This window comes from Marinobacterium mangrovicola, from assembly GCF_004339595.1.
In the GTDB taxonomy this organism is placed as follows: domain Bacteria; phylum Pseudomonadota; class Gammaproteobacteria; order Pseudomonadales; family Balneatricaceae; genus Marinobacterium_D; species Marinobacterium_D mangrovicola.
The window spans coordinates 106,523-131,865 of the sequence record NZ_SMFU01000011.1 but is presented as its reverse complement, the minus strand read 5'-3'; the positions used below and the strand labels follow the sequence as shown (position 1 = coordinate 131,865).

The 25,343-nt window shown below is 57.2% G+C and carries 20 protein-coding genes and 1 pseudogene; 12 read left to right on the top strand and 9 right to left on the bottom strand.

Annotated elements, in window-relative coordinates; translation table 11 throughout:
• Window positions 1-110 precede the first annotated feature (110 nt).
• From CLV83_RS17665 to dinB, 5 genes are all read left to right on the top strand, one after another.
• A complete protein-coding gene (locus CLV83_RS17665) occupies window positions 111-1,670 on the top strand; it encodes a methyl-accepting chemotaxis protein (protein ID WP_165900342.1) in 1,560 nt (519 codons plus the stop codon).
• Window positions 1,671-1,837: 167 nt separating this feature from the next.
• Window positions 1,838-2,890, top strand: a complete 1,053-nt coding sequence (locus CLV83_RS17660; RefSeq protein WP_132295597.1) for a flippase-like domain-containing protein — start codon at window positions 1,838-1,840, stop codon at window positions 2,888-2,890.
• On the top strand, window positions 2,883-5,135 hold the full coding sequence (locus CLV83_RS17655; RefSeq protein ID WP_132295595.1) for a glycosyltransferase: 2,253 nt from the start codon (window positions 2,883-2,885) through the stop codon (window positions 5,133-5,135). The genes CLV83_RS17660 and CLV83_RS17655 overlap by 8 nt, the downstream gene beginning before the upstream one ends.
• Window positions 5,136-5,149: 14 nt before the next feature.
• On the top strand, window positions 5,150-5,470 hold the full coding sequence (locus CLV83_RS17650; RefSeq protein WP_207894934.1) for a hypothetical protein: 321 nt from the start codon (window positions 5,150-5,152) through the stop codon (window positions 5,468-5,470).
• A gap of 9 nt (window positions 5,471-5,479) precedes the next feature.
• A complete protein-coding gene (gene dinB / locus CLV83_RS17645; protein ID WP_132295590.1) occupies window positions 5,480-6,529 on the top strand; it encodes a DNA polymerase IV in 1,050 nt (349 codons plus the stop codon).
• A 107-nt stretch (window positions 6,530-6,636) separates the two neighbouring features.
• On the opposite strand, the gene CLV83_RS17640 is transcribed toward dinB, so the two are convergent.
• The gene (locus tag CLV83_RS17640; RefSeq protein WP_132295587.1) at window positions 6,637-6,981 is read right to left on the bottom strand and encodes a cupin domain-containing protein; all 345 of its coding nucleotides are present in this window, start codon (window positions 6,979-6,981) and stop codon (window positions 6,637-6,639) included.
• Window positions 6,982-7,191: 210 nt separating this feature from the next.
• Here CLV83_RS17640 and CLV83_RS17635 point away from each other — a divergent pair, with 210 nt between their 5' ends.
• Window positions 7,192-8,205, top strand: a complete 1,014-nt coding sequence (locus CLV83_RS17635) for an IS110 family RNA-guided transposase (RefSeq protein ID WP_165900341.1) — start codon at window positions 7,192-7,194, stop codon at window positions 8,203-8,205.
• Between the two features lie 514 nt (window positions 8,206-8,719).
• Here CLV83_RS17635 and oadA read toward each other — a convergent pair.
• Both oadA and CLV83_RS17625 read right to left on the bottom strand, forming a co-directional pair.
• Complete coding sequence (oadA, locus tag CLV83_RS17630) at window positions 8,720-10,519, bottom strand: sodium-extruding oxaloacetate decarboxylase subunit alpha (RefSeq protein ID WP_132295581.1); 1,800 nt, start codon at window positions 10,517-10,519, stop codon at window positions 8,720-8,722.
• Between the two features lie 24 nt (window positions 10,520-10,543).
• Window positions 10,544-11,959 carry an acetyl-CoA carboxylase biotin carboxylase subunit gene (locus CLV83_RS17625; protein WP_132295578.1) on the bottom strand — a complete coding sequence of 472 codons (1,416 nt, stop codon included), beginning with the start codon at window positions 11,957-11,959 and terminating at the stop codon, window positions 10,544-10,546.
• Window positions 11,960-12,114: 155 nt separating this feature from the next.
• Here CLV83_RS17625 and CLV83_RS17620 point away from each other — a divergent pair, with 155 nt between their 5' ends.
• Window positions 12,115-13,062, top strand: a complete 948-nt coding sequence (locus CLV83_RS17620; protein WP_132295575.1) for a LysR family transcriptional regulator — start codon at window positions 12,115-12,117, stop codon at window positions 13,060-13,062.
• Window positions 13,063-13,096: 34 nt separating this feature from the next.
• On the opposite strand, the gene CLV83_RS17615 is transcribed toward CLV83_RS17620, so the two are convergent.
• The gene (locus tag CLV83_RS17615; RefSeq protein WP_132295572.1) at window positions 13,097-14,020 is read right to left on the bottom strand and encodes a LysR family transcriptional regulator; all 924 of its coding nucleotides are present in this window, start codon (window positions 14,018-14,020) and stop codon (window positions 13,097-13,099) included.
• 104 nt (window positions 14,021-14,124) lie between these two features.
• Between CLV83_RS17615 and CLV83_RS17610 the strand changes: the two genes are divergently transcribed.
• Window positions 14,125-16,062: an FAD-dependent monooxygenase gene (locus CLV83_RS17610; RefSeq protein ID WP_132295569.1), complete on the top strand. Its 1,938-nt coding sequence runs from the start codon at window positions 14,125-14,127 to the stop codon at window positions 16,060-16,062.
• Between the two features lie 263 nt (window positions 16,063-16,325).
• Window positions 16,326-17,927, top strand: coding sequence for a carboxylesterase/lipase family protein (locus tag CLV83_RS17605; protein ID WP_132295566.1), 1,602 nt, complete (start codon window positions 16,326-16,328; stop codon window positions 17,925-17,927).
• 92 nt (window positions 17,928-18,019) lie between these two features.
• Here the strand turns inward: CLV83_RS17605 and CLV83_RS22950 are convergent.
• From CLV83_RS22950 to CLV83_RS17590, 3 genes and pseudogenes are all read right to left on the bottom strand, one after another.
• Window positions 18,020-18,637, bottom strand: a pseudogene (locus CLV83_RS22950) (methyl-accepting chemotaxis protein); the annotation flags it as partial.
• Window positions 18,638-19,344: 707 nt separating this feature from the next.
• The gene (locus tag CLV83_RS17595; RefSeq protein ID WP_132295559.1) at window positions 19,345-19,626 is read right to left on the bottom strand and encodes a hypothetical protein; all 282 of its coding nucleotides are present in this window, start codon (window positions 19,624-19,626) and stop codon (window positions 19,345-19,347) included.
• A gap of 12 nt (window positions 19,627-19,638) precedes the next feature.
• Window positions 19,639-20,028 carry a glutaredoxin family protein gene (locus tag CLV83_RS17590; RefSeq protein ID WP_132295556.1) on the bottom strand — a complete coding sequence of 130 codons (390 nt, stop codon included), beginning with the start codon at window positions 20,026-20,028 and terminating at the stop codon, window positions 19,639-19,641.
• Window positions 20,029-20,252: 224 nt separating this feature from the next.
• Here CLV83_RS17590 and CLV83_RS17585 point away from each other — a divergent pair, with 224 nt between their 5' ends.
• Window positions 20,253-20,528, top strand: a complete 276-nt coding sequence (locus tag CLV83_RS17585) for a YrhK family protein (protein ID WP_132295553.1) — start codon at window positions 20,253-20,255, stop codon at window positions 20,526-20,528.
• Window positions 20,529-20,573: 45 nt separating this feature from the next.
• On the opposite strand, the gene CLV83_RS17580 is transcribed toward CLV83_RS17585, so the two are convergent.
• On the bottom strand, window positions 20,574-20,762 hold the full coding sequence (locus CLV83_RS17580; RefSeq protein ID WP_104004069.1) for a hypothetical protein: 189 nt from the start codon (window positions 20,760-20,762) through the stop codon (window positions 20,574-20,576).
• A gap of 335 nt (window positions 20,763-21,097) precedes the next feature.
• On the opposite strand from CLV83_RS17580, the gene CLV83_RS17575 reads away from it, so the two are divergent.
• Entirely contained in the window at window positions 21,098-21,802 is a 705-nt protein-coding gene (locus tag CLV83_RS17575; RefSeq protein ID WP_132295550.1) for an inorganic diphosphatase, read from the top strand.
• Window positions 21,803-22,146: 344 nt separating this feature from the next.
• On the opposite strand, the gene CLV83_RS17570 is transcribed toward CLV83_RS17575, so the two are convergent.
• Entirely contained in the window at window positions 22,147-22,437 is a 291-nt protein-coding gene (locus tag CLV83_RS17570) for an Ada metal-binding domain-containing protein (protein WP_132295547.1), read from the bottom strand.
• Between the two features lie 681 nt (window positions 22,438-23,118).
• Here CLV83_RS17570 and CLV83_RS17565 point away from each other — a divergent pair.
• Entirely contained in the window at window positions 23,119-25,023 is a 1,905-nt protein-coding gene (locus CLV83_RS17565) for an MORN repeat-containing protein (protein ID WP_132295544.1), read from the top strand.
• Window positions 25,024-25,343 lie beyond the last annotated feature (320 nt).

Genomic DNA, 25,343 nt, shown 5'->3' with positions numbered 1-25,343 from the left:
ATAAACTTCCAGCAAGACCCGAATGAACTGCCCGAGCATGTCGAGGCCTGGTTCTTTTCGTGGTTTTGTTGCCTGGGCTGTTGAAACCGCCTACAGAGAGGATGGACCGTATGAAAGTGATGCCAACAACCGGGAAGGCTGTCAGCTTCCCTCCGGGCAAACAGCTTATTTCCACCACTGATCTCAAAGGTCAGATCACTTACGCCAATGCGGCCTTCTGTGAGGTTTCAGGTTTTTCCCTGGAAGAGATGCTGGGAAAACCCCATAACATCGTGCGCCATCCCGACATGCCTCCCGCCGCCTTTGGCAACATGTGGGACAGCCTGAAGACCGATACTCCCTGGCGCGGCATCGTCAAAAACCGCTGCAAGAACGGCGACCATTACTGGGTTGATGCCTACGTCACCCCTATCTATGAAGATGGCAAGAAAACCGGCTATCAATCGGTGCGCACCGTGCCGAAAGAGGCAACGGTGGCCCGCGCCGAAAAACTCTATGCTGAGCTTGCCCAGAAGCCGGCGGAAAAGCTGATCAAGCGCCGTTCCTACAACGTATTAATCGCGGTGGCCCTGGTTCTGCTCGCCCTGCTCCCGATCAGCCAATGGCTGCTGGGCGCGCCACTGGCTGCGGTGCTAGTCAGCGGAGTTCTCGCGCTGGGCCTGACGGCCCTGCCGCTGATCCTGATCAACCGCATCAGCCAGGTCAGCGCGAAAAGTCGCGCCCTGTTCGATAATCCGCTTATCCAGAAGGTCTACTGTGACGACATGAGCGAGCTCGGCCAGATCAGGCTGGCCCTGAGCATGGGTGAAGCCAGGGCCAGAACTATCCTTGGCCGTCTCGGTGATATGAGCAAAACCCTGCAAGCAGCGGTGAACCAGACCAACGAAGCCGCCGCCATGTCGAGAACGGAGATCGAAAAACAGACCCAGGAAACCGAACTGGTGGCGACCGCAGTTAACCAGCTTGCCAGCGCCACCCACGAGATCGCCAGCAACACGGTGAGGACCTCTGAGGCGAGCCAACACGCGCAAAGCATCTGCCAGGAAGGTGAAAACGTGCTGTCCGGTGTGGTCCAGTCGGTCACAGGCCTGAGCAAACGCATGAACATTGGGTTTGAAACCGCTACGGAGCTGGAAGCACAGGCCAACAAGATTGAAGCGATCATCACCGTCATCAACCAGGTGGCTGAACAGACCAACCTGCTGGCCCTGAACGCCGCCATAGAGGCTGCACGAGCCGGCGATCATGGCCGCGGCTTCTCAGTGGTCGCCGACGAGGTCCGCACCCTGGCCACACGCACCAAGGACTCCACCGAGGAGATCCGTAACATGGTGGAGGCGATCCAGGGAGCGGTGCGACGCACGGTTGAGATCATGAAGGAGAGCCAGCAGGAAACCGGACAGATCGAGCAACAGACTCTCGACACCGGCGATACCTTCCGCAACCTGATCAGCACCCTCTCCGACGTGGCTGATCGCTGCCTGCAGGTGGCCAGTGCCACCGAAGAGCAATCCTCGGTGGTCAATGAGATCGAGCAGAATATCGAGAGCCTTAACGTTCAGGCCTCGAACATCCGCAAGACCTCCACCCAGACCACCGATGCCTGCGGCAAGATGAGCAGCCTTTCCAACTCTCTGGATTCGATGGTGCAGGCGTTCTCTTCACGATAAGCTAGCGCCCGACAACTTTACTCTGAATTAGGTGTCATATTGCCGACACTTAAAACTTTGGCCTGAAGTGCGGATCTTAAATTCAGGTCTTAAATTCAGACTTACGAGTCGGGCCTTAAACTCTGGCTGCCAGGCCGTGCTTATCGGTACTGTAAGGAAGGACACCCATCGACACCGAACAACCGCGCAACGGACGCCCGCCGCTGGGACGTATCCTCGTTTTCACCGCCGTTTTTATTCTTCTGAGTGCCGCCGTTCCCTGGGCGATCCTGTCGGATCTGGAGCTGGACCGTCCGCTGCTGGACGACCGACTGCTGAAACCTGGCTTTATCGCCGCCTGCCTCGGGCTGCTGCTGGTGTACTTCGCCAGTGACGGGCTGCGCCTCTACTACACCTTGAGAGCCCTGGGTTATCGCATTCCCGCTGTCGCCCAGACACGGCTGGTATTTATCAATATTCTGATCTCCAACGTCACCCCCATGGCCACCGGCGGCGGTCTCGCGCAGATCTGGTATCTGCGCCACCAGGGCGTACATGTGGGTGCTGCCACGGCCGCAACCACACTGAGAACCCTGCTGGCAGTCTTTTTTATCTTTCTGCCCACCCCCTTTCTACTGATGTTCCTGGCGCCTCTGCGGGAGAGTGCATTGGGCGAACAGCTGGCGGTTTACCTGGCGCTTTTTGCCTTTGTCTATGTCAGCGCCTTTGCCCTGCTGATCTTTAAAATGCGCTGGATGCTGAAACTGGCCGACGGCGTGATCGCCTTGCTGCACCGGATCAAACTTATATCGGCGGAGAAAAAGCCGCGGCTGCATTTTGCCCTGCGCCGCGAAATGCTCAGGTTCCGCGCCGCCTTGAAAGCGTTTATGCGCGGCAACCTGCGCTACCGCCTGCTGGCCGTGTTCTTCACCGGGCTGTTTTTGCTGTCACTGTTTTCCTTCCCCGCGCTGCTGCTCTGGGGTCTGGAGTACGAGGTTAACTACCTGCTCACCTTGGGCCTGCTGGTGGTGACCACCTTTGTGATGTACTTCGCACCGACGCCGGGCGCAGCCGGTGTCGCCGAGGCGGTATTTGGCCTGTTTTTCTCCGCCATGCTGCAGTCCGGCGACCTGGTACTGACCATCCTGCTGTGGCGTTTTCTGACCATTCATCTGGGCATGCTGATCGGCCTGCCGGTTACCCTCCACAGTCTGTTCAAGGGGGCTCTGAGCCGTGCGTAATACCCACCCGCGCCTGCGCCTGATCTTCTACATCAACCTGCTGCTGATCCTCGCGCTGGTCGGCTACAAGATCTATCTCAATTTCTTCGAGCAGGACTACACGGCGGTGCATGCACGCCAGGTAGAGCGCATCGAGTCACGCCTCGATGGCAGGGACAGCTTCCGCTTTGCCGTGGTCGGTAATATCAAAAACTCGGTGGGGATCTTTGAGCGTCAGATACTGCCGATGTTGAACGACAGTGGCGTCGACTTTGTCGTTTCTGCCGGCAACGCGGTCAGCAGCGGCGGCGAAGACAAGTACCGTGCGCTCTACCGCACACTATCACGGCTGAATATGCCCTACCTGCTCACCTTCGGTGAGAACGAGAACAGCCGTCTCGGCGGTTTCCGCTTCTACGACCACTTCGGCCCCTACCTGTTCTCCTTTACCGCCGGTAACAGCCGCTTTATCTTCCTCGACAGCACCGGCAAGACCAATTATCAGTGGCAGCAGCGCTGGCTCGATGACCTGCTCAACGACACCGGGGAAAAGGGGGAACGGGCCCACCGCTTTGTGTTCAGTGAAAAGCCGCTGAAACCCGTACCCTCGGAAAAGCTGCTCGGTTTTGACACCCGCTACCTATTCCCGGAAGAGCAGTACCTCTACCCTAACCCGCCGCGCAGCGCCCTAGTTTCAATCATTGAAAACGCCCGGGTCGATGCGGTGTTCTCCGCCAGCCTGCCGCAGCAGTATATTCAGCGAGAAAGCGGCACCGACTTTGTCGTCACCGGCGGCGGCGGTGGCTTTGTGCCCACCAGCGAGCACGGCTTCTACCACTACACCGAGGTCAACGTTAGCGCCGAGGGTGTCAGCGTCAAACCGATCCGCCTGGATATCGCTCAGCATCCGTTCTGGCGCACAGTGGAAAGTCTCTGGTTCTTTATCCATTCGCTGTTCTACGTGGGCTACCTGAACTTCATTCTGGTGATCTGCCTGCTCAGCCTGGTCGGCCTCTGGCTCTATTCCGCGATCTTCGTGGATCGCGACTACTACCCCAACTTCGACGTGGATCCGACCCCGTTCGAGAACAAACCGCTCCGGGTCACCATGCTAACCAACAACTACCTGCCGTTTATCGGCGGCGTGCCCCTGTCCATCGAGCGACTCAGGCGCGGCCTTAAGGGGCTGGGTAACAGCGTACAGATCGTCTCACCCAGTTACAGCAAGCAGCCGAAAGATGAAGAGGATGTGGTGCGCGTGCCCTCCATTCTTCCGCTGGGCAAACACCGGGAGTTCAAACTGGCCAACATCTTCCTGCCCGGCACGCTGAAAAAGGTACGCGCCTTCAAGCCGGACCTGGTCCATGCCCATCACCCGTTCTGGCTTGGCGGCCTGGGGCCGGTCATCGCCCGCGCCCTGGATATACCGCTGGTTTACACCTATCACACCCGGCTGGAGCACTACGCCCATTACGTTCCACTGCCCGGCCCGCTGTTCCGTAACCTGGTCTCCCATGCGCTTGTGCGTCGCTTTGCCAACCGCTGCGACGGGGTGATCGTACCCACAGAGTCTGCGGAGGAGTATCTGCGCATGATCGGCGTGAAGAAGACGATCTTTGTGCAGCCCACCGGTATCGATTACCAGTCGTTCCGCGATGTCAGCGAGGAACAGGTCAGCCAGCTGCGTGACAAGCTGGAGATCAAGCCCGATGAGAAGGTGCTGATCAGCATCTGCCGCCTCAGCGCGGAAAAGAACATCGGCTTTATGATCGACGCCCTGGCAGACCTGGCCAAGCGCAATCAGGAGATCCCCTTCCGCTGCCTGATTCTCGGCGATGGCAACCAGCGCAAACCCCTGCAGAAACAGATTGATGAGAAAGGCATGACCGATCGCATCACTCTGGTGGGTTCGGTGCCACCGGAGGAGATGGCCACCTACTGCCGTCTGGGCGACCTGTTTGTGTTCGCCTCACGCTCCGAAACCCAGGGCATGGTGATCCTCGAAGCGATGGCCGGCGGCATGCCGGTGGTGGCAGTCCGCTCCAGCGGTATCGACGATATTGTCGAAGATGGCGTCAACGGTTTCAAAACGCCGCTCAACGGCAGCCAGTGGCGCAAGCGCGTCGAAACCCTGCTCACCGACGAGGAAACCTACCGGCGCTTCTCGGAAAGTGCGGTCAAAACTGCGGCCAATCACAGCACCGAAGAGTTCAGTCGCTGTGTCGGTCGGATCTACGCCACGGTACTGGCTGAAAAAGCCAGATAATGCATAATCAGGGGATGAGTAAACGCCCGAGCAAAGCCGACATACGTAAAGAACTGGAACGTCAGGTTCAGGACTACGTCCGCGATGGCGGTGAGATAAAACAGGTTCGCCAGGGTGAAAGCGGTGTCGAAGACGGCGCCGCCTTCCAGCCCCCATTCAGTGATGGGCGCCCGGTGCAACCACGTACCCCGGCACTGGATGTACTGGCGGCCATCGACGCACGGCGCAAACAATCCAAACAGAAACCCAAAACAGCCTCGCGCCAGAAGCCACGCAAGAAGATCATCTATGATGACTTCGGTGAGCCGCTGCGAGAAGTCTGGGTAGAAAACTGACCGCGCCGGATGCAACGCAAAATCATCCATATCGACATGGATGCCTTCTACGCCTCGGTAGAGATTCGCGATAACCCGAGCCTGAAAGGCAAACCGATCGCTGTCGGCGGCAAGGCTGACTCCCGTGGCGTTATTTCCACCTGCAGCTACGAGGCACGTAAGTATGGCGTCCATTCCGCCATGCCCAGCGCCGAGGCTAAACGGCTCTGCCCCGACCTGATCCTGATCCCGGGGCGGATGTCGGTCTATAAAAGTGTTTCCGCCCAGATCCGCGAGATTTTCGCCCGCTATACCGAGCTGATAGAGCCGCTGTCGCTGGACGAGGCTTACCTGGATGTCAGCGAATGTAGCGCCTGCCAGGGCAGCGCCACGCTGATCGCCCAGCAGATCCGAGCCGAGATTCTGGCGGAAACCGGTCTCACCGCTTCGGCCGGTGTTGCCCCCAACAAATTCATCGCCAAGATCGCCTCCGATGAGAACAAGCCCAACGGTCAGTGCGTGGTCACGCCCGATAAAGCGGCGGAGTTTGTCGCCGCCCTCAAGCTGCGCAAGTTTCCCGGTGTTGGACCGCGCACGGCGGAAAAGCTGGAGGAGATGGGCCTGAACTACGGCCACGACCTGCTCGGTTGGTCACTGCAGGCGCTCACCGACCGCTTCGGCAAGTTTGGTCATAGCCTTTACCAGCGCGCACGCGGCATCGACGAGCGCCCCGTGCAGCCGTCGAGAATCCGCAAGTCGGTAGGCGTCGAGACCACCCTCGCCCATGACCTGCGCACCGAAGCCCAGTGCGACCAGATTCTGCACGGCCTGCTACCGGAACTGAAGCAGCGCCTCAGGGGCCGCAGCTTCAAGGGAATTACCATCAAACTGAAATTCCACGACTTCCAGCAGACCACCGCCGCCGGTCAGTCGGACCGGCTCAGTGAAGACGTGCTGCGTTCAATCCTGCACACCGCTTTTGAACGTGCCGCCGGGCGCCGGGTGCGTCTCGTCGGCATCAGCGTCACCCTGGCGGAAGAGAGTTCGCTGCGCCAGCTGGCTCTTGATTTCGGTAACTGAGCCGATCGGCGCGGGGGCGCGTCGCCTGCAAGCCTCCCTCTAACGCCCTCGAAATAACGCCCACGAAAAAGCCGGCACACTGGCCGGCTTCTGACTCAACGCTTCGATTAAGCGAAGACGAAATACTTGCGTACGGTTTCCACCACTTCCCAGGTGCCTTTCATGCCCGGCTCGATAACGAAGACATCGCCGGCTTTCAGGTGCTTGGGCTCTTCACCTTCCGGGGTGATGATGCAGTAACCGTCGAGGAAGTGGCAGAACTCCCACTTGTCGTAGTTCACTTCGAACTTGCCCGGAGTACAGATCCAGGTGCCCATGATCTTGCTGCCATCAGCAGAGGTGTAGGCATTCAGGTTCACTGTGTGCGGCTCACCACCGATACGAGTCCACTTGGTCGCATCAACAACAGGAGTCGGGCAGGTTTCACGCATTACAGTAATAAAATCGGACATGTCAGCTCCATAAGAGTCGAAGTAAAGGACCCGCATTATGGGGCGATTAACCCGGCTGGCATTGTCTGGTTTCGACACTGGAGGGGTTATAAGCGGCAACTGGCAGGGTGCTCGTTTTGGTAGGAAATGAGATGGACCCGCCCACCCTGTGCCATGATTGAGTTCGACAAAACCAATCAAGGGTCGGCATCTAGAGAGGAGGGTCCATCCATGGCCAAGGTTAGCATTATCGGAATCGATTTGGCGAAGCATGTCTTTCAACTGCTCGGCATCGATGCCCAGGGTCGAAAGATCTTTTCCAAACGCTTAAAACGCTATCAGCTTCTCGCCTTTCTCGCTCGACAACCCGAGTGCCTTGTAGCCATTGAGGCCTGTGGCGGTGCTCACTATTGGGCACGCCAGATTTTGGCACTGGGTCACTCGGTTAAGATGATTCACCCTCGTTACGTAAAGCCCTTTGTGCAAGTTAACAAGAATGATCAGCGGGATGCTCAGGCGATAGCAGAAGCCGCTGCTCGCCCGGGTATTCCGGCTGTCGCTGTAAAAACGGTTGATCAACAGGAACTGCAGGCCTTACACCGAGTGCGCGAGCGGCTGGTCCGCGAAAAGACCTCAATAGGCAATGAGTTGCGAGGACTGCTTCACGAGTTTGGGGTCATCATTCCCCAGGGCCACAAAGCGATCCGCGAAGCGGTTCCTGAACTACTTGAAGATGCCGACAATGGCCTGGCTCCACGATCACGAGAGCTGTTAGCTGACCTGCAGCAGCAATGGCTGGAACGCGATCAGCGGATCCTCCGCTATGACCATGAGCTCAAGAGCATCGCCCGGGAAAATCCGGTGTGCCGGCGCCTGCAGACCGTTCCTGGCATTGGACCTGTGAATGCGACCTTGCTGTACAGTCATGCGGGCGATGCGTGCTATTTCGCCAGCAGCCGCCACTTTAGTGCGTCCTTGGGGCTGGTGCCGCGGCAGCACGCCAGCGGTGGCAAAGAGCGCTTACTTGGCATCAGTAAGCAGGGCAACAAGCATGTACGCAAACAGCTGGTGCATGGCGCCAGGGCGGCTTACAAAATGCTACAGAGTGATGAGCAATCACAACTAGGTCGTTGGTTGCAGCGGATGAAAGGCAAGCATCCCAACACGGTCATCACTGCGCTCGCCAACAAGCTGGCTCGGATCGTCTGGGCATTAATGGCTCGAGGGCATAGCTATCAGGCGTGATCGGTACTGGTCGATGCTCGTTATGCTGGTTGAGAACGAGTAAAACGAAGGTTACACACCTGCCGAGAGGTTGCGCAGACCGTTAAGACACGACAGATAAGATCGACTCACTGAAACCTCGGGGCGCGCCTGGCTCTTTGAAGCCGAGTAGGCGATCAGGACAGTGAGTGCACATCTCATAATGGCCCGGGGTGGATACGCCCCAACATGAGGTCGGATATAAGCGTGCAATCTCACTCTGTCAGTCAAAACGGCCTTGCAGCACCGGGCGGGTCCATATAAGCGCCCTCGTCGCGATCACCGCCGATGGGTTTATTAACCGCCGTGCCGGATTCCATCGGCGCGAGGTTATTATGCCCTTCGGGTGAGCACCCCCTACCGCGGTGCATCGGTTATGCTGGGCCTTCCCCAGGCTAATCCATAAAAAAGGCCCTCACCAGTTTCCTGATGAGGGCCAAGCTCCATTGCAACTCGTAACGAGTTTTATCTCAGGTAAAGCAAGCCTTGGGCTTTCTTACCCCTCGATTTCGATCAGCACCTCGCCCGGGGTGACGCGGTCGCCCTTGGCGACATGCACGCCCTTCACCTTGCCGGCGATCGGTGCCTGAATTTCGGTTTCCATCTTCATCGCTTCGGTGATCAGCACCGCCTGCCCGGCAGTCACCTCATCACCCGCAGCCACCAGCACATCAACAATATTGCCCGGCATACCGGTGGTCACATGACCCGGTGCGCTGGCCTGCAGACGACCGCTGGCGGTGGTGCCGCCGACGTAGGCGTTGAGCGGTTCAAACATCACCTCTTCCGGCAGACCATCGATGCTGAGGTAAACATGGCGTTTGCCGCTCTCCTTACCACCCACACCGGTGATCGCCACCTGGTAGGTCTCGCCGTGCACGTCGATCTTGAACTCGGTAGCCACGCCTTCGTCCATGGCACGACCGCCCTGAGTAGCGGGCAGCAGTTGTTCCGGCTCCAGAGTGCCGGCTTCACGCTGTTCGAGGAACTGGCGGCCGATATCCTGGAACATGGCGAAAGTCAGTACGTCCTCATCGGACTTGGCCAGTTCGCCGATCTCTTTGGTCAGGCGCGCCATCTCTGGACTCAGCAAATCTGCCGGGCGACCGTCGATCAGCTCTTCTTTACCGACCGCCTTGGTCTGCAGCTGGGCATCGACCTCGGCCGGCGGATGACCGTAACCACCCTGAAGGTAACGTTTCACCTCGTTGGTGATGGTCTTGTAACGCTCACCGGAGAGCACGTTCAGCACCGCCTGGGTACCGACGATCTGTGAGGTCGGTGTGACCAACGGCGGGTAACCCAAATCCTTGCGCACCGCCGGAATCTCGGCGAACACTTCGCGGATACGGCCCAGGGCGTTCTGCTCTTTGAGCTGGTTGGCAAGGTTGGACATCATGCCGCCCGGCACCTGGTTGATCTGAACCGATACGTCTTCACGGGTGAATTCGGATTCAAACTGGTGATACTTCTTACGCACTTCGCGGAAGTAATCGGCAATCTCGCCCAGCAACTCCAGATCCAGGCCGGTATCCCACTGGGTACCGCGCAGCGCCGCAACCTGGGATTCCGTAGCCGGGTGACTGGTGCCGGAGGCGAACGAGGAGATCGCGGTATCGATATGCTCGGCACCCGCTTCCACCGCCTTCAGCTGACACTGAGCCGCCAGGCCTGCGGTTGAGTGGCTGTGAATAAATACCGGCAGATCGACCCCGCTCTTGATCGCCTTGACCAAATCATAGGTGGCGTACGGGGTCAGCAGACCGGCCATATCCTTGATCGCGATGGAGTCGGCGCCCATCGCCTTCAGCTCTTGCGCCTGCTTCACGAACAGCGCTTCGGTATGCACCGGGCTGGTGGTGTAGCAGATAGTACCCTGCGCATGTTTGCCGGCCTTTTTAACCGCCTTGATCGCGGTTTCGAGGTTACGCAGATCGTTCAGCGCATCGAAAACACGGAACACGTCGATACCGTTCTCAGCAGCCTTGGCGACAAACGCCTCAACTACATCATCGGCATAGTGGCGGTAACCAAGCAGGTTCTGGCCGCGCAGCAGCATCTGCAGGCGGGTGTTCGGCAGCGCCTTGCGCAGCTCGCGCAGACGCTCCCAGGGATCCTCTTTCAAAAAGCGGACGCAGGCGTCAAAGGTAGCACCGCCCCAGACTTCCAGTGACCAGAAGCCCACTTTGTCGAGCTTGTCACAGATCGGCAGCATATCTTCGGTACGCATACGGGTGGCGATCAGGGACTGGTGTGCATCACGCAGGATGACGTCGGTAACGTTCACTTTGCTCATCAATTCTCTCCTTTTCGCAGCCCGTTAAACGCCGGCGTATGCCGCGATAGCTGTAGCGATAGCCAGCGCAAGTTCGCTGGGATCGCGCTTGTCCGAGTAGTTTTGCAGCTCCGGATGGGTCGGCACGAAGCTGGTATTGAATTCACCGCTACGGAAATCCGGGTTCTGCAGGATCTCCTGGTAGTAACGGGCGGTGGTTTTCACACCCTGCACCCGCATGTCCGCCAGTGCGCGGGAACCACGATCCAGCGCCTCTTCCCAGTTCAGCGCCCAGACGATGAGCTTCAGGCACATGGAGTCGAAGTACGGCGGAATGGTGTAACCGGTGTAGATCGCCGTATCGGTACGCACACCGGGACCACCCGGCGCGTAGTAACGGGTGATGCGGCCAAAACTCGGCAGAAAGTTGTTTTTCGGATCTTCGGCGTTGATACGGAACTGCAGGGCAAAACCGCGGAAGGAGATATCCTCCTGGCGATAGGCCAGCGACAGACCGGAAGCGATGCGGATCTGTTCACGCACGATATCCACGCCGGTGATCTGCTCAGAGATGGTGTGCTCAACCTGCACACGGGTGTTCATCTCCATGAAGTAGATCTCGTTACCGGTAACCAGAAACTCCACGGTACCGGCGTTCTCGTACCCCACCGCCTTGGCGGCGCGTACGGCCAGCTCACCCACGTAATGACGCTGCTCCGGCGTCAGTGACGGGCTCGGCGCGATCTCGATCAGCTTCTGATTACGGCGCTGGATGGAGCAGTCACGCTCGTAAAGGTGAATCGCATCACCCTGGCTGTCCGCCAGAACCTGGACTTCAATATGCTTCGGATCGACGATGCACTTCTCAAGAAACACTTCGGCAGAACCGAAGGCCTTGGTGGCTTCGGAGATAACACGGGGGTACTGCGCCTTGAGTTCGGTCTCGCTGTCACAGCGACGGATACCGCGGCCGCCACCGCCGGAGGTCGCTTTAAGCATCACCGGGTAACCGATCTCACCGGCGACCTTGATCGCCTCATCAAGGTCGGCCAGATTGCCTTCGGAACCGGGAGTGACCGGCACACCGGCAGCGATCATGCTGGCTCGGGCGGCAGTCTTGTCGCCCATCTTGGCGATAACCTCAGCCTTGGGGCCGATAAAGGTGATACCGCGCTCGGCACAGATACGGGCGAACTCGCTGTTTTCCGACAGGAAGCCATAACCGGGATGGATCGCATCGCAGCCGGTTTCCACCGCCAGGTTCACGATTCGACGAGCGTCGAGGTACCCCGCCAGCGGGTCTTCACCCAGGCTGTGCGCCTCGTCTGCCCGCTTCACGTGCAGCGCATAGCGGTCGGCTTCGGTGTAGATCGCAACCGAGCGGATATTCATCTCCGCACAGGCCCGCACGATGCGAACCGCAATTTCGCCCCGGTTAGCGATCAGGATCTTCTTCAGCATGGATCGTCTCCGAAAGAGTGTGTCGATCAATGCGAATCACACTAAACGAGTCGGCTTAAATGTATAAATTGATATTTCTTCTGAGTATCATAAGAAATACCTTATAGCTCTTTTTCAAACCCAAACCGACGGCCCGTCAGCACTGGATTTCGCCCATGCCTTACTCTCTGAACCAGCTCTTGAATCGGCTCTCTTTTCGTCAGTTACAGGTGTTCAAGGCGGTGGCTCACCACCTGAATTACAGCCGCGCCGCCGAGGAACTTGGCCTGACCCAGCCCGCCGTGAGCGCGCAGATAAGGCAACTGGAACAGGCGATGGGCCAGCCGGTGTTCGAATATGTGGGGAAAAAGCTGTATGTGACCGCCGCCGGCGAGCAGCTGTCGAGAACCGTAGACACCATGTTTACCGACCTGGAACGGCTGCAGATGCAGCTGGCAGAACTGGATGGCCAGGTGCGTGGCGAACTACGTCTGGCTGCGGTGAGCACGGCGCAATATTCCGTACCCTACCTGCTGGAGTCGTTTCTGGAGGCTTACCCACAAGTGGATGTAAGCCTGACCATCGTTAACCGTGCCCAGGCGGTGGAGCGTCTTAACACCAACCAGGACCACCTGGTGATCATGGGGATGGTGCCTGAGTCCCGTAACCTGAACACCCTGCCCTTCCTCGATAACATCATGGTGCCGGTTGTGCGCTCGGACGATCCGCTGCTGCAGAAGGAAAACCTCAGCACCCAGGATTTTTTCAACGCCCGTCTGCTGATGCGCGAAGCCGGCTCCGGCACTCGCCATGCGCTGGAAGTCTGGTGCGCTCAGAACCGGCTGAAACTGGCGCCGCGCCTGGAGCTGGGCTCCAACGTGGCGATCAAGCACGGGATTTTGGCGGGATTGGGCGTTGGCGTGCTGCCGCGCCTGAGCGTGACGGCGGAGATCAAGCTGGGCCAGGTTACCATCCCGGAGCTGGAAGGCTTTCCGCTGCGCCGCTCCTGGTGCGTGGTCTACCCAGCCAGCAAATACCCGACACCGGTGATGCAGGCGTTTCTCGATCATGCCCGCAGCTCCACCCGCGAGCTGGCCCGGCGGGTTTACGGTGATGAGGCTTGAGCTCGCAGTTTAAAAACGGGGTTGAAAAGAACGCCTAGAGATTGAGCCCAAAGGTAGGGGTTTTCTGATCCATGCCGGTCACCAGCTCGGTGATCAGCTCACGCACCTTGAGGATCTCCGGGCGCTCCCCCTCTTCGGTGCGTGACCAGAGCGCTATGTCACGGCGCGGCCCAGGTTTGCCTTCCACCTCGATCATCTGCTCAGGCGCGATCTCGCCGGTCATCAGCGCCAGCCGCGCCGGCAGTCGCACCAGCATGTCGGTGGTATTCAGCAGATGCAGCACCGAGCGGATACTACCGGTGAAAGCGATACGCGCCGCGGTGGGGCCGGCCAGCTCCCCCTGACCATCCAAAAAACCGGCGCTGGCACCCGCGATCATCCAGTTCTGCCGTTCCAGCTCATCCAGTGCTACTGCGCCCTTTCTGCGGATAAGTGACGACTTTTTGCCGGCAAATACGCCGGAACGGTCGCGAAACAGCAGGTCGCGCTGCAGGCTTTCCTGGGCCACAGTCAGGTGCGCCGGCGCCAGCAGGAAGTCCAGTTCGCCGGCCTGCATCAGCCCGATCTGGGCAGCAGCGGAGCCGGTACGTAGATGAAATACATAGCGCTTTTCACGCAGGAAGTGATCGCTCATCTCGCGGTAAGCGGCAAACTCCCAGAGCGGATCGATCCCCAGGGTAAATTCATTGTGATAACCGCTGTGCCACTGGCGTATCACCTCTTCGCCATGATCGGTATCCGCCAGTATCCGTTCACCGATCTGCGCCAGCCGCGCGCCGATCTCGGTGGGGATTACACCATGGCGGGAGCGCTTCAGCACCGGCGCCCCAACCTTCATCTCCAGCTGTTTTATACTTCGGGTCAGCGTTGGCTGCGTGATGTACAGCTGTTCACAGGCGCGGCTGAGCGAGCCCTGCTTCACCACGATGGCTAACTGTTTCAGAAGGTTAGGATTCATCTATTCATTTTCTTTTAGTCTGGGAATAAAAACCTATTTTTCCTGATATCTAAACCGAATTAAAGTGGTCTTCGAAATACATAATAAGCAAGAGGACGCACCCCATGCAGTTTCATCAGAATGGCTTTCACCCCGGCGATCCGCGTTTTTCTGATCCGCAGGATGCCGTTGTACCCCCGCCCATCAAGCGTCCGCTCCCTGAAGAAGTCGACGTCCTTATCGTTGGCTGTGGCCCTGCCGGCCTGAACCTGGCGGCGCAGCTGACCCAGTTTGAAGGACTCCGCGTCGCCATCATCGACCAGAAAGATGACCGCCTGCTGGTGGGCCAGGCCGACGGTATCGCCTGCCGCACCATCGAAATGTTCCAGGCCTACGGCTTTGCCGACCAGATCATTCAGGAAGCCTACCAGGTGAGCGAGGCGGCCTTCTGGAAGCCGGATGCAGACAAGCCGAACGAGATCTCACGCAGCGGCAAGGTGCCCGATGTGGCCGATGATCTGTCCGAGATGCCGCACTTGATCATCAACCAGGCGCGCGTGCACGACATGTTCCTGGATGTGATGCGCCAGAGCGCCGCCAAGCTCGAACCTCACTACCAGCGCAAGCTGCTGAGCCTGGAAGTGGGCTCCGGGGATGAAGAGTTCCCGGTGACCGTTCAGGTCGAGCGCATGGTCAACTTCTCCCAGTACACCCAGGAAGTGGAAACCATCAAAGCGCGCTACGTGGTCGGCTGCGATGGCGCGCGTTCCGCCGTGCGTACCGCCATCGGCAAGGAGCTGGTGGGTGACGCCCTGAACCAGGCCTGGGGCGTGATGGATGTGCTGCTCAACACCGACTTCCCCGATATCCGCCTGAAGTCGCTGATCCACTCCAACAACGAAGGCAACATGCTGATCATCCCGCGTGAAGGCGGCTACATGGTGCGCATGTATATCGAGCTCGACAAGCTGAAGGAAAACGAGCGCGTCGCCCGTGACCAGATGACCGCGGACGTGCTGATCGCCGGCGCCAACCGCATTCTTCAGCCCTACAGCATCGACGTAAAACAAGTGGCCTGGTGGAGCGTGTACGAGATCGGCCAGCGCATCACCACCGCGTTTGACGACTCCACCGAAGACCGTGCCGCCCGCGTCTTCCTCGCCGGCGACGCCTGTCACACCCACAGCCCGAAAGCGGGCCAGGGCCTGAACACCTCGGTGATGGATACCTGGAACCTGGGCTGGAAACTGGCCCACGTGCTCACCGGTCGCGCCGATGAGTCGCTGCTGAAAACCTACTCCGACGAGCGCCGTGAATATGGCCAGGCGCTGATCGATTTCGATCGCAAGTTCTCCGCCATGTTCAGCGCCAAGCCGAAGTCCGCCGAGAACCCGGACGGGGTCGATCCGGCCGAGTTCCAGCGCTACTTCCAGCTGTTCGGTCAGTACACCGCCGGTGTCTCCATCCAGTACCGCCCGTCATTGATGGTCAGTGAGGGCTTACATCAGGAGCTCGCCACCGGCCTCACCGTGGGCAAGCGCTTCCACTCCGCGCCGGTGGTGCGCCAGGGCGATGCCAAGCCGATGCAGCTGGGCCACTGCCATACCGCGAACGGCGCCTATCGCGTCTACGCCTTTGGCGGCAGCGCGGAGCCGATGTCCGACGAGTGCGGCGTGAAAGCCCTGTGCGAGTTCCTGGCGGAAGATGCGAAATCACCGCTGAAGCTTTACACCCCGGCCGGTGACGAGCAGGATTCGGTGATCGACCTGCGTGCTGTGTTTCAGCAGCACCATCAGTCAGTGGAAACATCCACCCTGCATCCGCTGCTGATGCCGCTGAAGGGCAGCCTTAAGCTGCGCGATTACGAGAAGGTGTTCTGCGCCGACAAACGTCCGGAATCTTCCGGCGGCGGCAAGGATATCTACGCCATGCGCGGCATCAACCGCGATCAGGGCTGTATCGTGATCGTGCGTCCGGATCAGTATGTGGCCGATGTGCTGCCGCTGAACGATTACCAGGGCCTCAGCCGCTTCTTTGCCGGCGTGCTTAAGCCTGTGCAGTAGAGCCGCTAAATTGAACGCCGATTAACTGAATACCGCTTTAGCTTTCAGCCCTCTAACGCTTGCCGTAACCGGCAGTGTTAGAGGGCTTTTTTATCGTTTATATTCAATGACCTGCCGGCCTTTTCTCTGGCCGCAACACTGAAATCCCACGCCGATTGAATACCTCAGTTGGTAGGTTCCGCCTTTTTCCCTAAAGTGACTTTACGCCTGCAGCAACCTGCCTTTATAAACAGGCAGACGAGCTTTCACTTAAGGAATGAGTAATGCGACCACTATCCTCACACCTCCCTGTTCTTCCACTGGCCCTGGCTTTTACCCTGGGCATGAACACCGCCCAGGCCGCCACTCAGGTCCACGCCCCGGCCGGCAATTTCACCGGTAAAGCGGTGGATAAAACGATCCAATACCAGGGTATTCCCTTTGCCAAGCCGCCGGTCGGTGAACTGCGCTGGGCAGCTCCCGAGCCGGTGGAGTATCTGGATGATTACCAGGCCACCCGTTTTCAATCGATCTGCACCCAACCCGGATCCATGTTTGGCGGCTCGCTGGAAAGCGTGCGTGGTAGTGAAGACTGCCTCTATCTGAACGTCTATGTGCCCCGAATTAAGGAAAAGGGCGAGGATAAGCTTGAATCCCTGCCGGTCATGGTCTGGATTCATGGCGGCGGTTTTGTCACCGGTTCCAGTGATCAGTTTGATCCCACCCGTCTGACAGAAAACCAGCAGGTTATCAGCGTCAGCATGAACTATCGCATGGGTCCGCTAGGTTACCTGTCGCACCCACAGCTGGGGGATGCCTCCGGTAACTTCGGCTCGCTGGACCAGCAGTTGGCGATGCAGTGGGTGAAAGACAATATCGAGTCCTTTGGCGGCGACCCGGACAATATCACCATTTTTGGCGAATCCGCCGGTGGTATGTCGGTAGGTACGCAGATGCTGATGCCGAGCTCCAGGGGGCTGTTCCAGAAAGCGATTCTGCAGAGTGGGCCGTTTCTCTCCGGCTCCCTGCTGAAAAAACGGGAGCAGGCGGACGCCCAGGGTGAAACCTATGCGAAAAATTCCGCCTGCCCGGAGAACAGCGCTGAGACACTCTCCTGCCTCCGCGCCCTTCCCGCCGACAAGGCGGTTATCACCAGCGGCTCGGCGAATGGCGTTCAGATCAGTGAGTGGGGGCCCACGTACGAAACCCCGCTGGTTCCAAAAACCGCCATGGACGCGCTGGCCAGTGGCGATTTCAACCAGGTGCCGGTGATCAACGGTAGCAACTCCGATGAGGGCAATCTGTTCGCCTACTACTTCGCCAAAGGCGGCATGGCGAAGGACTACGCCTCACTGAAGTCGATGCTGGAGTTCCAGTACGGCCCCGCCAAAGCGGCGGAGATACTCGAGGCCTACCCCTGGTCGCACTTCCCCTCCGCGGCCAGCCTCTATGGCCGGATCATGACCGACTCCATGTTTGCCTGCCAGGCGTATACCACCAGCAAAATGCTGGCGGACCAGGTACCGGTTTACGCCTATGAGTTCAGCGACCAGGATGCTCCAATCCTGCTGCCGCCCAGCAATGCCATCAGCCAGTTTGGCGCCTACCACGCCGCCGATATTGTCTACGTGTTCCAGACCGACTTCGATCTGGCCAAACCCGAGCAACTCACCCCGGAGCAACAGGCTCTGGCGGATCAGTTTCAGCGCTACTGGGCCAACTTCGCCAGAACAGGCACGCCGAACAGCGCCAATGATCCGCACTGGAAACAGGCCAGCAGCGAAGGGTTAACCTACATGGACCTGAACAGCTCAGGTGTCAGCAACCGTGCAGGCCAGGCTTTTAGTCAGGCGCACCGCTGCGAGCTGTGGAGCAGCCTGCGCTGATCCTGAGCCAGAACCGAAAACAAAAGGCCCGTCAGCTGCATAGAAGCTGAGGGGCCTTCTCGTTTGCCGCACAATTTAAGATTCGATTACTCAACCTGTTTCTTGAAGTCACCCAGCATATCCTGGATTCTCTGAGTCGCATCACGGGTCCGTCCGGCGAGCAGTTTGACCTCATCCGCAACAACAGAAAATCCGCGACCGGTTTCTCCAGCACGGGCCGCTTCAATCGCTGCGTTCAGTGCCAGCAGGTTGGTCTGCTCGGCGATGGCGCGGATCACATCCACCACGCCGGAGATCTGCTCATAGGTGTTCTGCATGACGCCCAGTTCGCGCTGATGCAGGGTTTCGGCACGTTTCTCCTCGCTGATATCACTGGACGCGCCGACCACCCGACACAGCTTGCCCTGCTCATCACGTAACCCTAGCCCTCGCTCACGAAACCAGATGTAGCCGTCAGTTTTGTGCTTCATCCGGTATTCAACGGTGTAGCTCGCGTTGGGGTCGGTATTGGCGGTAAATTCACCAAAGGCTTCAAACGCCTTCTTGAAATCTTCCGGGTGGCACACTGCCTCGAAAGAGTCCCAGCCATCGGGAAACTCCGCTGCGGTGTAGCCGATCAGGTCACGAAACTCCGAAGACCAGCGCAGCACGTTATCGGGGTGATCCGGGTCGCCATCGATGACCAGGTAATCCCAACTACCTTCCACCATCGCCCGTTTGATCAACCCCCAGACCTGCTCTTCCTGCTTCAGCGAATAGATTTCCGCTTGAGCATCCTGCAGCTGTGCCTGGGTCTGCTCCAGCTCCATCCGGTAACTGTCACGCTGATCAGCGAGACCCCGCAGTTCCGTTTTTAGCTCTTCGAGCTGTAGTTCCAACTGCTCTTTTTCTCTCAGCGGCGCATCGACCTGTCCCTGTAGATCCTGCCATCCGGCATTCAAACGCTGCAGCGCATTGCCCAGTGCCGGATAGGTGTCAGCTTGCTGTAAGGTGCCGGGATTACCGTCGACAATCTGATTGATTCCGTCGGCAACCTGCCCCGCCATCTCCTGAAGTCGTTTTCCGAGAAACATCCCACTCTCCCTAAGCATAGAAAGTCGGCCAGTGTCTGGACATTCACCCACGCGAAACTAAACCAGTAGACGCAAAACGCCGCCGGTTTCAGCTCAGGTAGAAGTGTCTCTGTGCGGGTTTACGGCCTTCCTGTTATGCCGGGCCCACTTTTTATAGTCGGTCGCAGGCCTATGAATACGGTGAGATCTGTGAGATTTGCAGGCACCGATTCTGGCTACGCCCGTAACACTGACGTCGATTAGCAACATCGAGGGACAGCTCAAAGATGCCTGTATTAGAGTTTTTTGTAAAGCGGATCAGTGGGTTGGGCTAACACAGCGGCACCCCAAACTGATGAGAAGCCCTAGAGGTTGATCTGGAAACGGTTGATCCAGATCTGCCCGGTGATCACGAAGGTGATAATCAGCACCCAGCCACCCCAGAACAGGATGCGCGGGCTCAGGCGTTCCTGCGCCACCAGACGGAAGCCGTATACAACAACGCCAGCGAAGACGATCTGAACTGCCAGTAGCACCAGGGCCGGGCCCTTGGCGCCGATATCCGGCACCAGCCCGAGCACCACAGCGCCAAAGCCCACCACACCGAAGGTGAGCAACAGCCAGCTGAAGATGCGTAAAAAGCTCATGACAAGCCGACCTCAGGGCGCGAAGCGCTGACGCAGGTAGTCATTGATATCGGATGACTCGTACATCCACTCGACGCGACCATCCTGATGCTCGATCTTAAGGCAGGGCACCTTCACACGGCCACCGCCATGCTCCAGCTCTGCACGCGCCTGGGCATCTTTCTGCACGTTCGCCATACCAATTGGCAGCGCCAGACGGTGGATCTCTTTTTTTACCTTGATACAGAATGGACAGGTCGCAAACTGGTACAGCGTCAGATTGCGGCACTCAGTGTCCACCTGGGTCTGCGCCTGTTGGTCACGCGTAATCGGCTTGGGTTTGGAGACAGCCGCATAGATCAGCATGAACGGCATCAGCAGCCGACGCAGCAGTCTGAAAAAGAGTCGTATTACGCAGCGCATTGAATTTCCTCGTACAGTGTTGCGGGTGTTCGTTTCAGGCGCGCAGTCTACCAAATTGGAGGCGGGAATCCTCCAGATAAAGTTGACTATTTTTCTACGTCTTTGATACGACAGAACGCTCGAAACAGAGCAACCCATTACCCGCGGTTTAGCCTGGAGATGAAACCATCATGCTCTCGGCGCATCTCAACCCAACAATCACAGCAACCCGAAAAGGAGGTCCAATGCCTGATGATAATGTGGACAACCCGCTTACCCTGAAACTCGGTCATGAGGAGCTGATCATCCGACGCCGCTACGAACTGGCCGGCATCATCAATGACTTTTTCATCGCCGTCTGGTTTCTACTCGGCAGCATCCTGTTTCTATTTCCGCAGGATGAGAAGGCAGCCGTCTGGCTGTTTATCATCGGCAGTTTCCAGTTTCTGATCCGCCCTACCCTGCGGCTGGCGAGCCATATTCACATTCAGCGGATTCCGGCGAGTAACTGGGATAGCTAGGAGGAGTGGCAGCGCCTGGCCAGGCCGCCAGACCGGCAGCGCCGGTTAGTCCCCAACCGGGAGCAGCAACTCGTGCCCAACTACTTGATTAATGTGCTGATAAGAGACCTTGTACTGCTTGCCACGGTATTTAACCACCGCATAGTCGAAACACATTTTGATTACGGTGCACTCCACGACCTGCTGACCGTCGGTGATGCGCACGATGTTGTAGTTGTTGAGTATCAGGGCCATCGTAAATCCTTTAGCGTATGAGCCTTACTGGCGACCAGAGCAGGCAGGGCCAGCGCAAAACTGCTGGCTGATAAAAGTGAAAGGCCGGCAGTATACCGGTATTTTAGCGCTATCGACTGCTAGCCACCCCGGATATCTCTTTTCAGCTTTTCACGCTGGGGCACTGATTCCTACCAGACTTCCCCTGCTGACAGCTGAGGAATTTTGCCCGGTTAAGCACCAAGAAAAGGGGCAACAGTCCCCTGCGATAGGGTGACGCCCTGCTTTTATGGTTCAGTTTCAAAAGGCTGTCACAGGCTATTGCTAGATTGGCTCCATTCAATCAAGGAGCAAGCATGTTGAAAAAGTCACTTCTGGCTGCGGCCACCCTTCTCGCCCTGAGCGCAAACCTCCACGCCGAAACCATCAGCGGGCTGGCCTACGCGGACACTGCACGTCACTCTGAGGCGATGACCCAGAAAGACGACTACACCATTAGCGGCAAGATCGACCTGATGGCGCAGCCGGCGTTCAACGAAGATGGCTCCCTGCGCGCCGTGGTCGAAATCCCCACCGGCACCTCCGCCAAGTGGGAAATGAGTAAGGAAAACCCGGAAGACGTTTACTGGGAATACAAAAAGGGCAAGCCGCGCATCGTTAACTACCTGGGCTACCCGGGGAACTACGGCGCCATCCCCGGCACTGCCCTGCCGAAAGAACTCGGCGGCGACGGCGACCCGCTGGACGTGCTGATCCTGGGCCAGGCACTACCGCGCGGTGAAGTGGTTGATGTGCGTCTGATCGGCGTGCTGAAGATGCTCGACGACGGCGAACAGGACGACAAACTGATCGCGGTGCTGACCAAAGACTCCCCGTTCGCCAACATCGAAAGCCTGGAACAGCTCGACGCCGAGTTCGGTGGCGCCAGCCAGATCGTCGATCTCTGGTTCAGCAACTACAAAGGCCCGGATGGCGGTATGGAAAGCCAGGGTTTTGCGGGGCCTGACGAAGCCAAGAAAGTGGCTGTGGCGGCGGCTAAGAGTTATCAGGATCAGCAGTAAGAGTTTGGTTATTCAGCCGGCTGGCTGAGTGGGAGCCCTGCGGATTTTTTCGCGGGGCTTTTTTGTGTTTGGCAGCACTGGCTGATTGCAGGTTTCGCCTACTGGCGAGTCAAGGATCTTGGACGGCCAAGATCCTTAACAATCCTAAGCCGCCCCGACAGCTTGATCGGCTACGCCGATTACCCTGTGCTTCTCGCCTGAAAGAGCGGGACCGACTCTCCACCTCAAAGTAAGTCGCCGCTACGCGGCTCAGACAGTCGGTCCCTTTTTCCTCTTTCAGCCTGCCATGCTCGGCTGCGCTGAAGGGGTTGTCGGTGCCATTAGATGGTTTTGGCAAGAAGTTATCACTTGGGGAGTACCTTCCATGGGTAGTCTTCATTTTCATCGGGACCTGACTTCCATTTTTTGTACTCTGCCACCATGCAGCGTCCACAAGGCCTGTAGCCGGCCTCAATCGCCGTGGCTTCATCTGCGAAAAACACACGGTGCTCCGCGTAACCTTTTGACAGCGCAGCGTTCGCTGCCGTGCAGTCCAGACGTCCATAGATACCCGCCTTGGAGTTGCCGCCCAACTTACCCGGGGTTCCACTGCGGACCGTGTTTCCATCCGCTGCCAGAAGCTCGTAGGTCTTCATCCGCTACCCTCTTAACTACCGATTAATGACGGTCATTCGACGCTTCAATTAATGTATCTATGCGTAACCAACCTTTAGGTTCTGATTGAGTATTGCATGCGATGCGATTCAGAAAATGGGACTTTTGGTTAAAGCGGGGCTGCTTGATTGCAGGTTTCGCCTGCTGGCGAGTCAAGGATCTTGGACGGCCAAGATCCTTAACAATCCTAAACCGCCCCGACAGCTTGATCGGCTGCGCCGATTACCCTGTGCTTCTCGTCTGAAAGAGCGGGATCTCCAAACTCGCCGCTACGCGGCTCAGACAGTCGGTCCCTTTTTCCTCTTTCAGCCTGCGATGCTCGGCTGCGCTGAAGGGGTTATCGGTGCCACTAGCAGGCTCAAAACCTGGAGCAGTTACTTCAGTAGCACTTTCCACGGATAGCTTTCATTGGACTCGGGCGCAGCTTTCCATTTTTTATACTCTGCCACCATCCAACGTCCACAGACCTGATCACAAACTTTCTAGAATATTTAATATCCATGTTTTAACTACCTTGCCCAGGAAGCTTCGAGATTTCCCGTTTTTTAGTAGGTTAAGCCGAGTAGATTCCGGCTAATATTCGTTGATTTTTTCAAATTATAAAAATAGTCTTCTTATAGATACTAAAATATTTGGGCTTGTACTTTTAAGGGACGTGCTTTGTGAATAATCAATGGATAAAACTGTTCATACTCTCATCAGCACTGACAGCGCTTGCTGGATGCTCTATCACCCCTGAAGGCTACAGTCAGGACTTCGCAAGAGATCTTAAGACCTACGGTGGCAACCGATATATAAAGTCACCTGTTGTGAATGATCTGGAAAAGCAGATGATCAAAATCGCAACCGCCCCAGACCCTGCTGGACCTCCTTACGAACTCCAATTCAATCCACGCCAGTTGGCTATTCTCGACAGTTTCAATAATCGATACGACCATCGGGCAATGATGAACGATATCAACCTTGTCCGCGCGGGGTTTGATAAGGCGGTCGAAGCCTACTATCCCGAGATCGGTCAGGAAGCAGCTTGTACGATCACTAACAAAAACGGCTTTTTCCCCAACTCAAACGATGAACCTAATATCTTTGATTGGCAGTTTGTACGAGGCAGCTGTCTGAATGGAATAGCGCAAGGTGTGGGTGTGGCGAGAGCGGATCAGGCGGATGCCAAGTTTGTTGGGCGTTTTGACCGCGGAGTAATGATTGAAGGGATCTTTACCATGGTGCGTTCGGACGGACGCCGTGTGATCCAGATCGGAGGTGTTCCCAATGCAGGCCGAAACGCTCGGCTTTTAACAACTGAGCTCAGAAAGAGCGGCTACCAATGGCATCGCTATGGCGACTTCGATAACAAGGGTCATTTTCAGGGGTTCGGGATCAATATATGGAACTATACAGATCAAATGTATGTGCGATCTGTCGGCGACTTCAAAAACGGTAATTTTGACGGATTGGCGGCCAAACAAATTAAGTCCGAGTATGCGAGTATGCCAACTTATCAGGTGACCCTCGGCACCTATAGTGAAGGGAGCCGGGAGGGCATATCAGGCTTTTACAATGGCTTCAACTTTATTCGTGTGGGCGAAACTAAAGATGACACCTGGAACGGCGTTGGTTATGAGATTTACAACAACATAGACTCGTTTTACACAGAATATACTGTAGGGCGATACGTTAATGGTGAAGAGCAGGGCTGGTTTAAAATCTACTATGATGACTCTTTCGATAAACCGGTCCCCATAAAATACGATGAGGGCGTTCTCGTCCAATGGGGAGACGGGAGCAGCAATATCGACTTTGGCCAGGTCTTCGCCCTGGCAGCCGGCACCGCCATTATTGGTACAGCCGACATCGACAGCATTTCCAAGATCCAAATAGGCAGTGCATTCGCCTCTGATGTGGTTGGCGGTACAAACGGCCAGGCTATGATGAACCTGCAACAGAATTTCGATACCGAGATCGGCGACCGAATCAGGAGCGACGCCGCTTTTCAGCGTTCATTCACCCCTGCTACAGCCAGCACAAACGCCAACCTCCCAGCCGGTTCATCTGCGCTGGGAGCCAATTCAAATATGCCAGACATTTCCCAAGAACAAGGAGAAGTCGAACAAGCGTCACAGGTAGTAACCTCTGGAAACCAAAACAGACAACAAGAGTCTACCTCGACTAGCACCTCTACTCAGGTAGCTGCGCGTAGTGCCTCAACGAGTGAAAGCACCCCCGCTAATGATATCGAAATGCAGACCGCGACCACTCAATCGAACCGAAGCGTGGAGCAACCTCCCAAAGAAAATCAGTATGTGGGATCAGGTCGCGACTACCCATTTACTGGCACCACCGACACATTTTTAAAATACGAATATGCTGTAGATGTAGCAAAAACAAATCTGGAAAACCAAGCGTCCAAATTTTGTGGGAGCTCTATGCGGACCGAAATTCGCTGGGCCCAACAGCCGGTTTGTAAAGAGTCGGCCTCGGCTGAGGGGGAGTATAAATGCTCTATCGATGCCAAGGTGAACTGCTATGAGAACCTGTGTAGCGAGAAGTTCTGCGGCACTGCACATTAAATCTATCACCGAACTATACAAGGCTCTGCTACGCACAATCCTTTCAGCACAGCCAGGGAAATGGAGGGCAGAGTAAAATATTGAAGTTGCGGCTTCCAACTGAGCCTTCTAAACGCACCACCCCCCTTCAGCGCAGCCGAGCATCGCAAGCTGAAAGAGAAACAAGGGACGGGCTGTCTGAGGCGAAGCCGAGTTTCCCGTCCCGCTCTTTCAGTCGAGAAGCACAGGGCAATCGGCGAAGCCGATCAAGCTGTCGGGGCGGCTTAGGATTGTTAAGGATCTTGGCCGTCCAAGATCCTTGACTCGCCAGCAGGCGAAAC

Coding starts and splice junctions, on each gene's coding strand:
- CLV83_RS17585 (WP_132295553.1), top strand. CDS start 20,253: ATGCCTGATGATAATGTGGACAACCCGCTTACCCTGAAACTCGGTCAT.
- oadA (WP_132295581.1), bottom strand. CDS start 10,519: ATGAGCAAAGTGAACGTTACCGACGTCATCCTGCGTGATGCACACCAG.
- CLV83_RS17570 (WP_132295547.1), bottom strand. CDS start 22,437: ATGAAGACCTACGAGCTTCTGGCAGCGGATGGAAACACGGTCCGCAGT.
- CLV83_RS17615 (WP_132295572.1), bottom strand. CDS start 14,020: ATGAATCCTAACCTTCTGAAACAGTTAGCCATCGTGGTGAAGCAGGGC.
- CLV83_RS17575 (WP_132295550.1), top strand. CDS start 21,098: ATGTTGAAAAAGTCACTTCTGGCTGCGGCCACCCTTCTCGCCCTGAGC.
- CLV83_RS17665 (WP_165900342.1), top strand. CDS start 111: ATGAAAGTGATGCCAACAACCGGGAAGGCTGTCAGCTTCCCTCCGGGC.
- CLV83_RS17580 (WP_104004069.1), bottom strand. CDS start 20,762: ATGGCCCTGATACTCAACAACTACAACATCGTGCGCATCACCGACGGT.
- CLV83_RS17650 (WP_207894934.1), top strand. CDS start 5,150: ATGAGTAAACGCCCGAGCAAAGCCGACATACGTAAAGAACTGGAACGT.
- CLV83_RS17620 (WP_132295575.1), top strand. CDS start 12,115: ATGCCTTACTCTCTGAACCAGCTCTTGAATCGGCTCTCTTTTCGTCAG.
- CLV83_RS17635 (WP_165900341.1), top strand. CDS start 7,192: ATGGCCAAGGTTAGCATTATCGGAATCGATTTGGCGAAGCATGTCTTT.
- CLV83_RS17625 (WP_132295578.1), bottom strand. CDS start 11,959: ATGCTGAAGAAGATCCTGATCGCTAACCGGGGCGAAATTGCGGTTCGC.
- dinB (WP_132295590.1), top strand. CDS start 5,480: ATGCAACGCAAAATCATCCATATCGACATGGATGCCTTCTACGCCTCG.
- CLV83_RS17610 (WP_132295569.1), top strand. CDS start 14,125: ATGCAGTTTCATCAGAATGGCTTTCACCCCGGCGATCCGCGTTTTTCT.
- CLV83_RS17640 (WP_132295587.1), bottom strand. CDS start 6,981: ATGTCCGATTTTATTACTGTAATGCGTGAAACCTGCCCGACTCCTGTT.
- CLV83_RS17590 (WP_132295556.1), bottom strand. CDS start 20,028: ATGCGCTGCGTAATACGACTCTTTTTCAGACTGCTGCGTCGGCTGCTG.
- CLV83_RS17595 (WP_132295559.1), bottom strand. CDS start 19,626: ATGAGCTTTTTACGCATCTTCAGCTGGCTGTTGCTCACCTTCGGTGTG.
- CLV83_RS17605 (WP_132295566.1), top strand. CDS start 16,326: ATGCGACCACTATCCTCACACCTCCCTGTTCTTCCACTGGCCCTGGCT.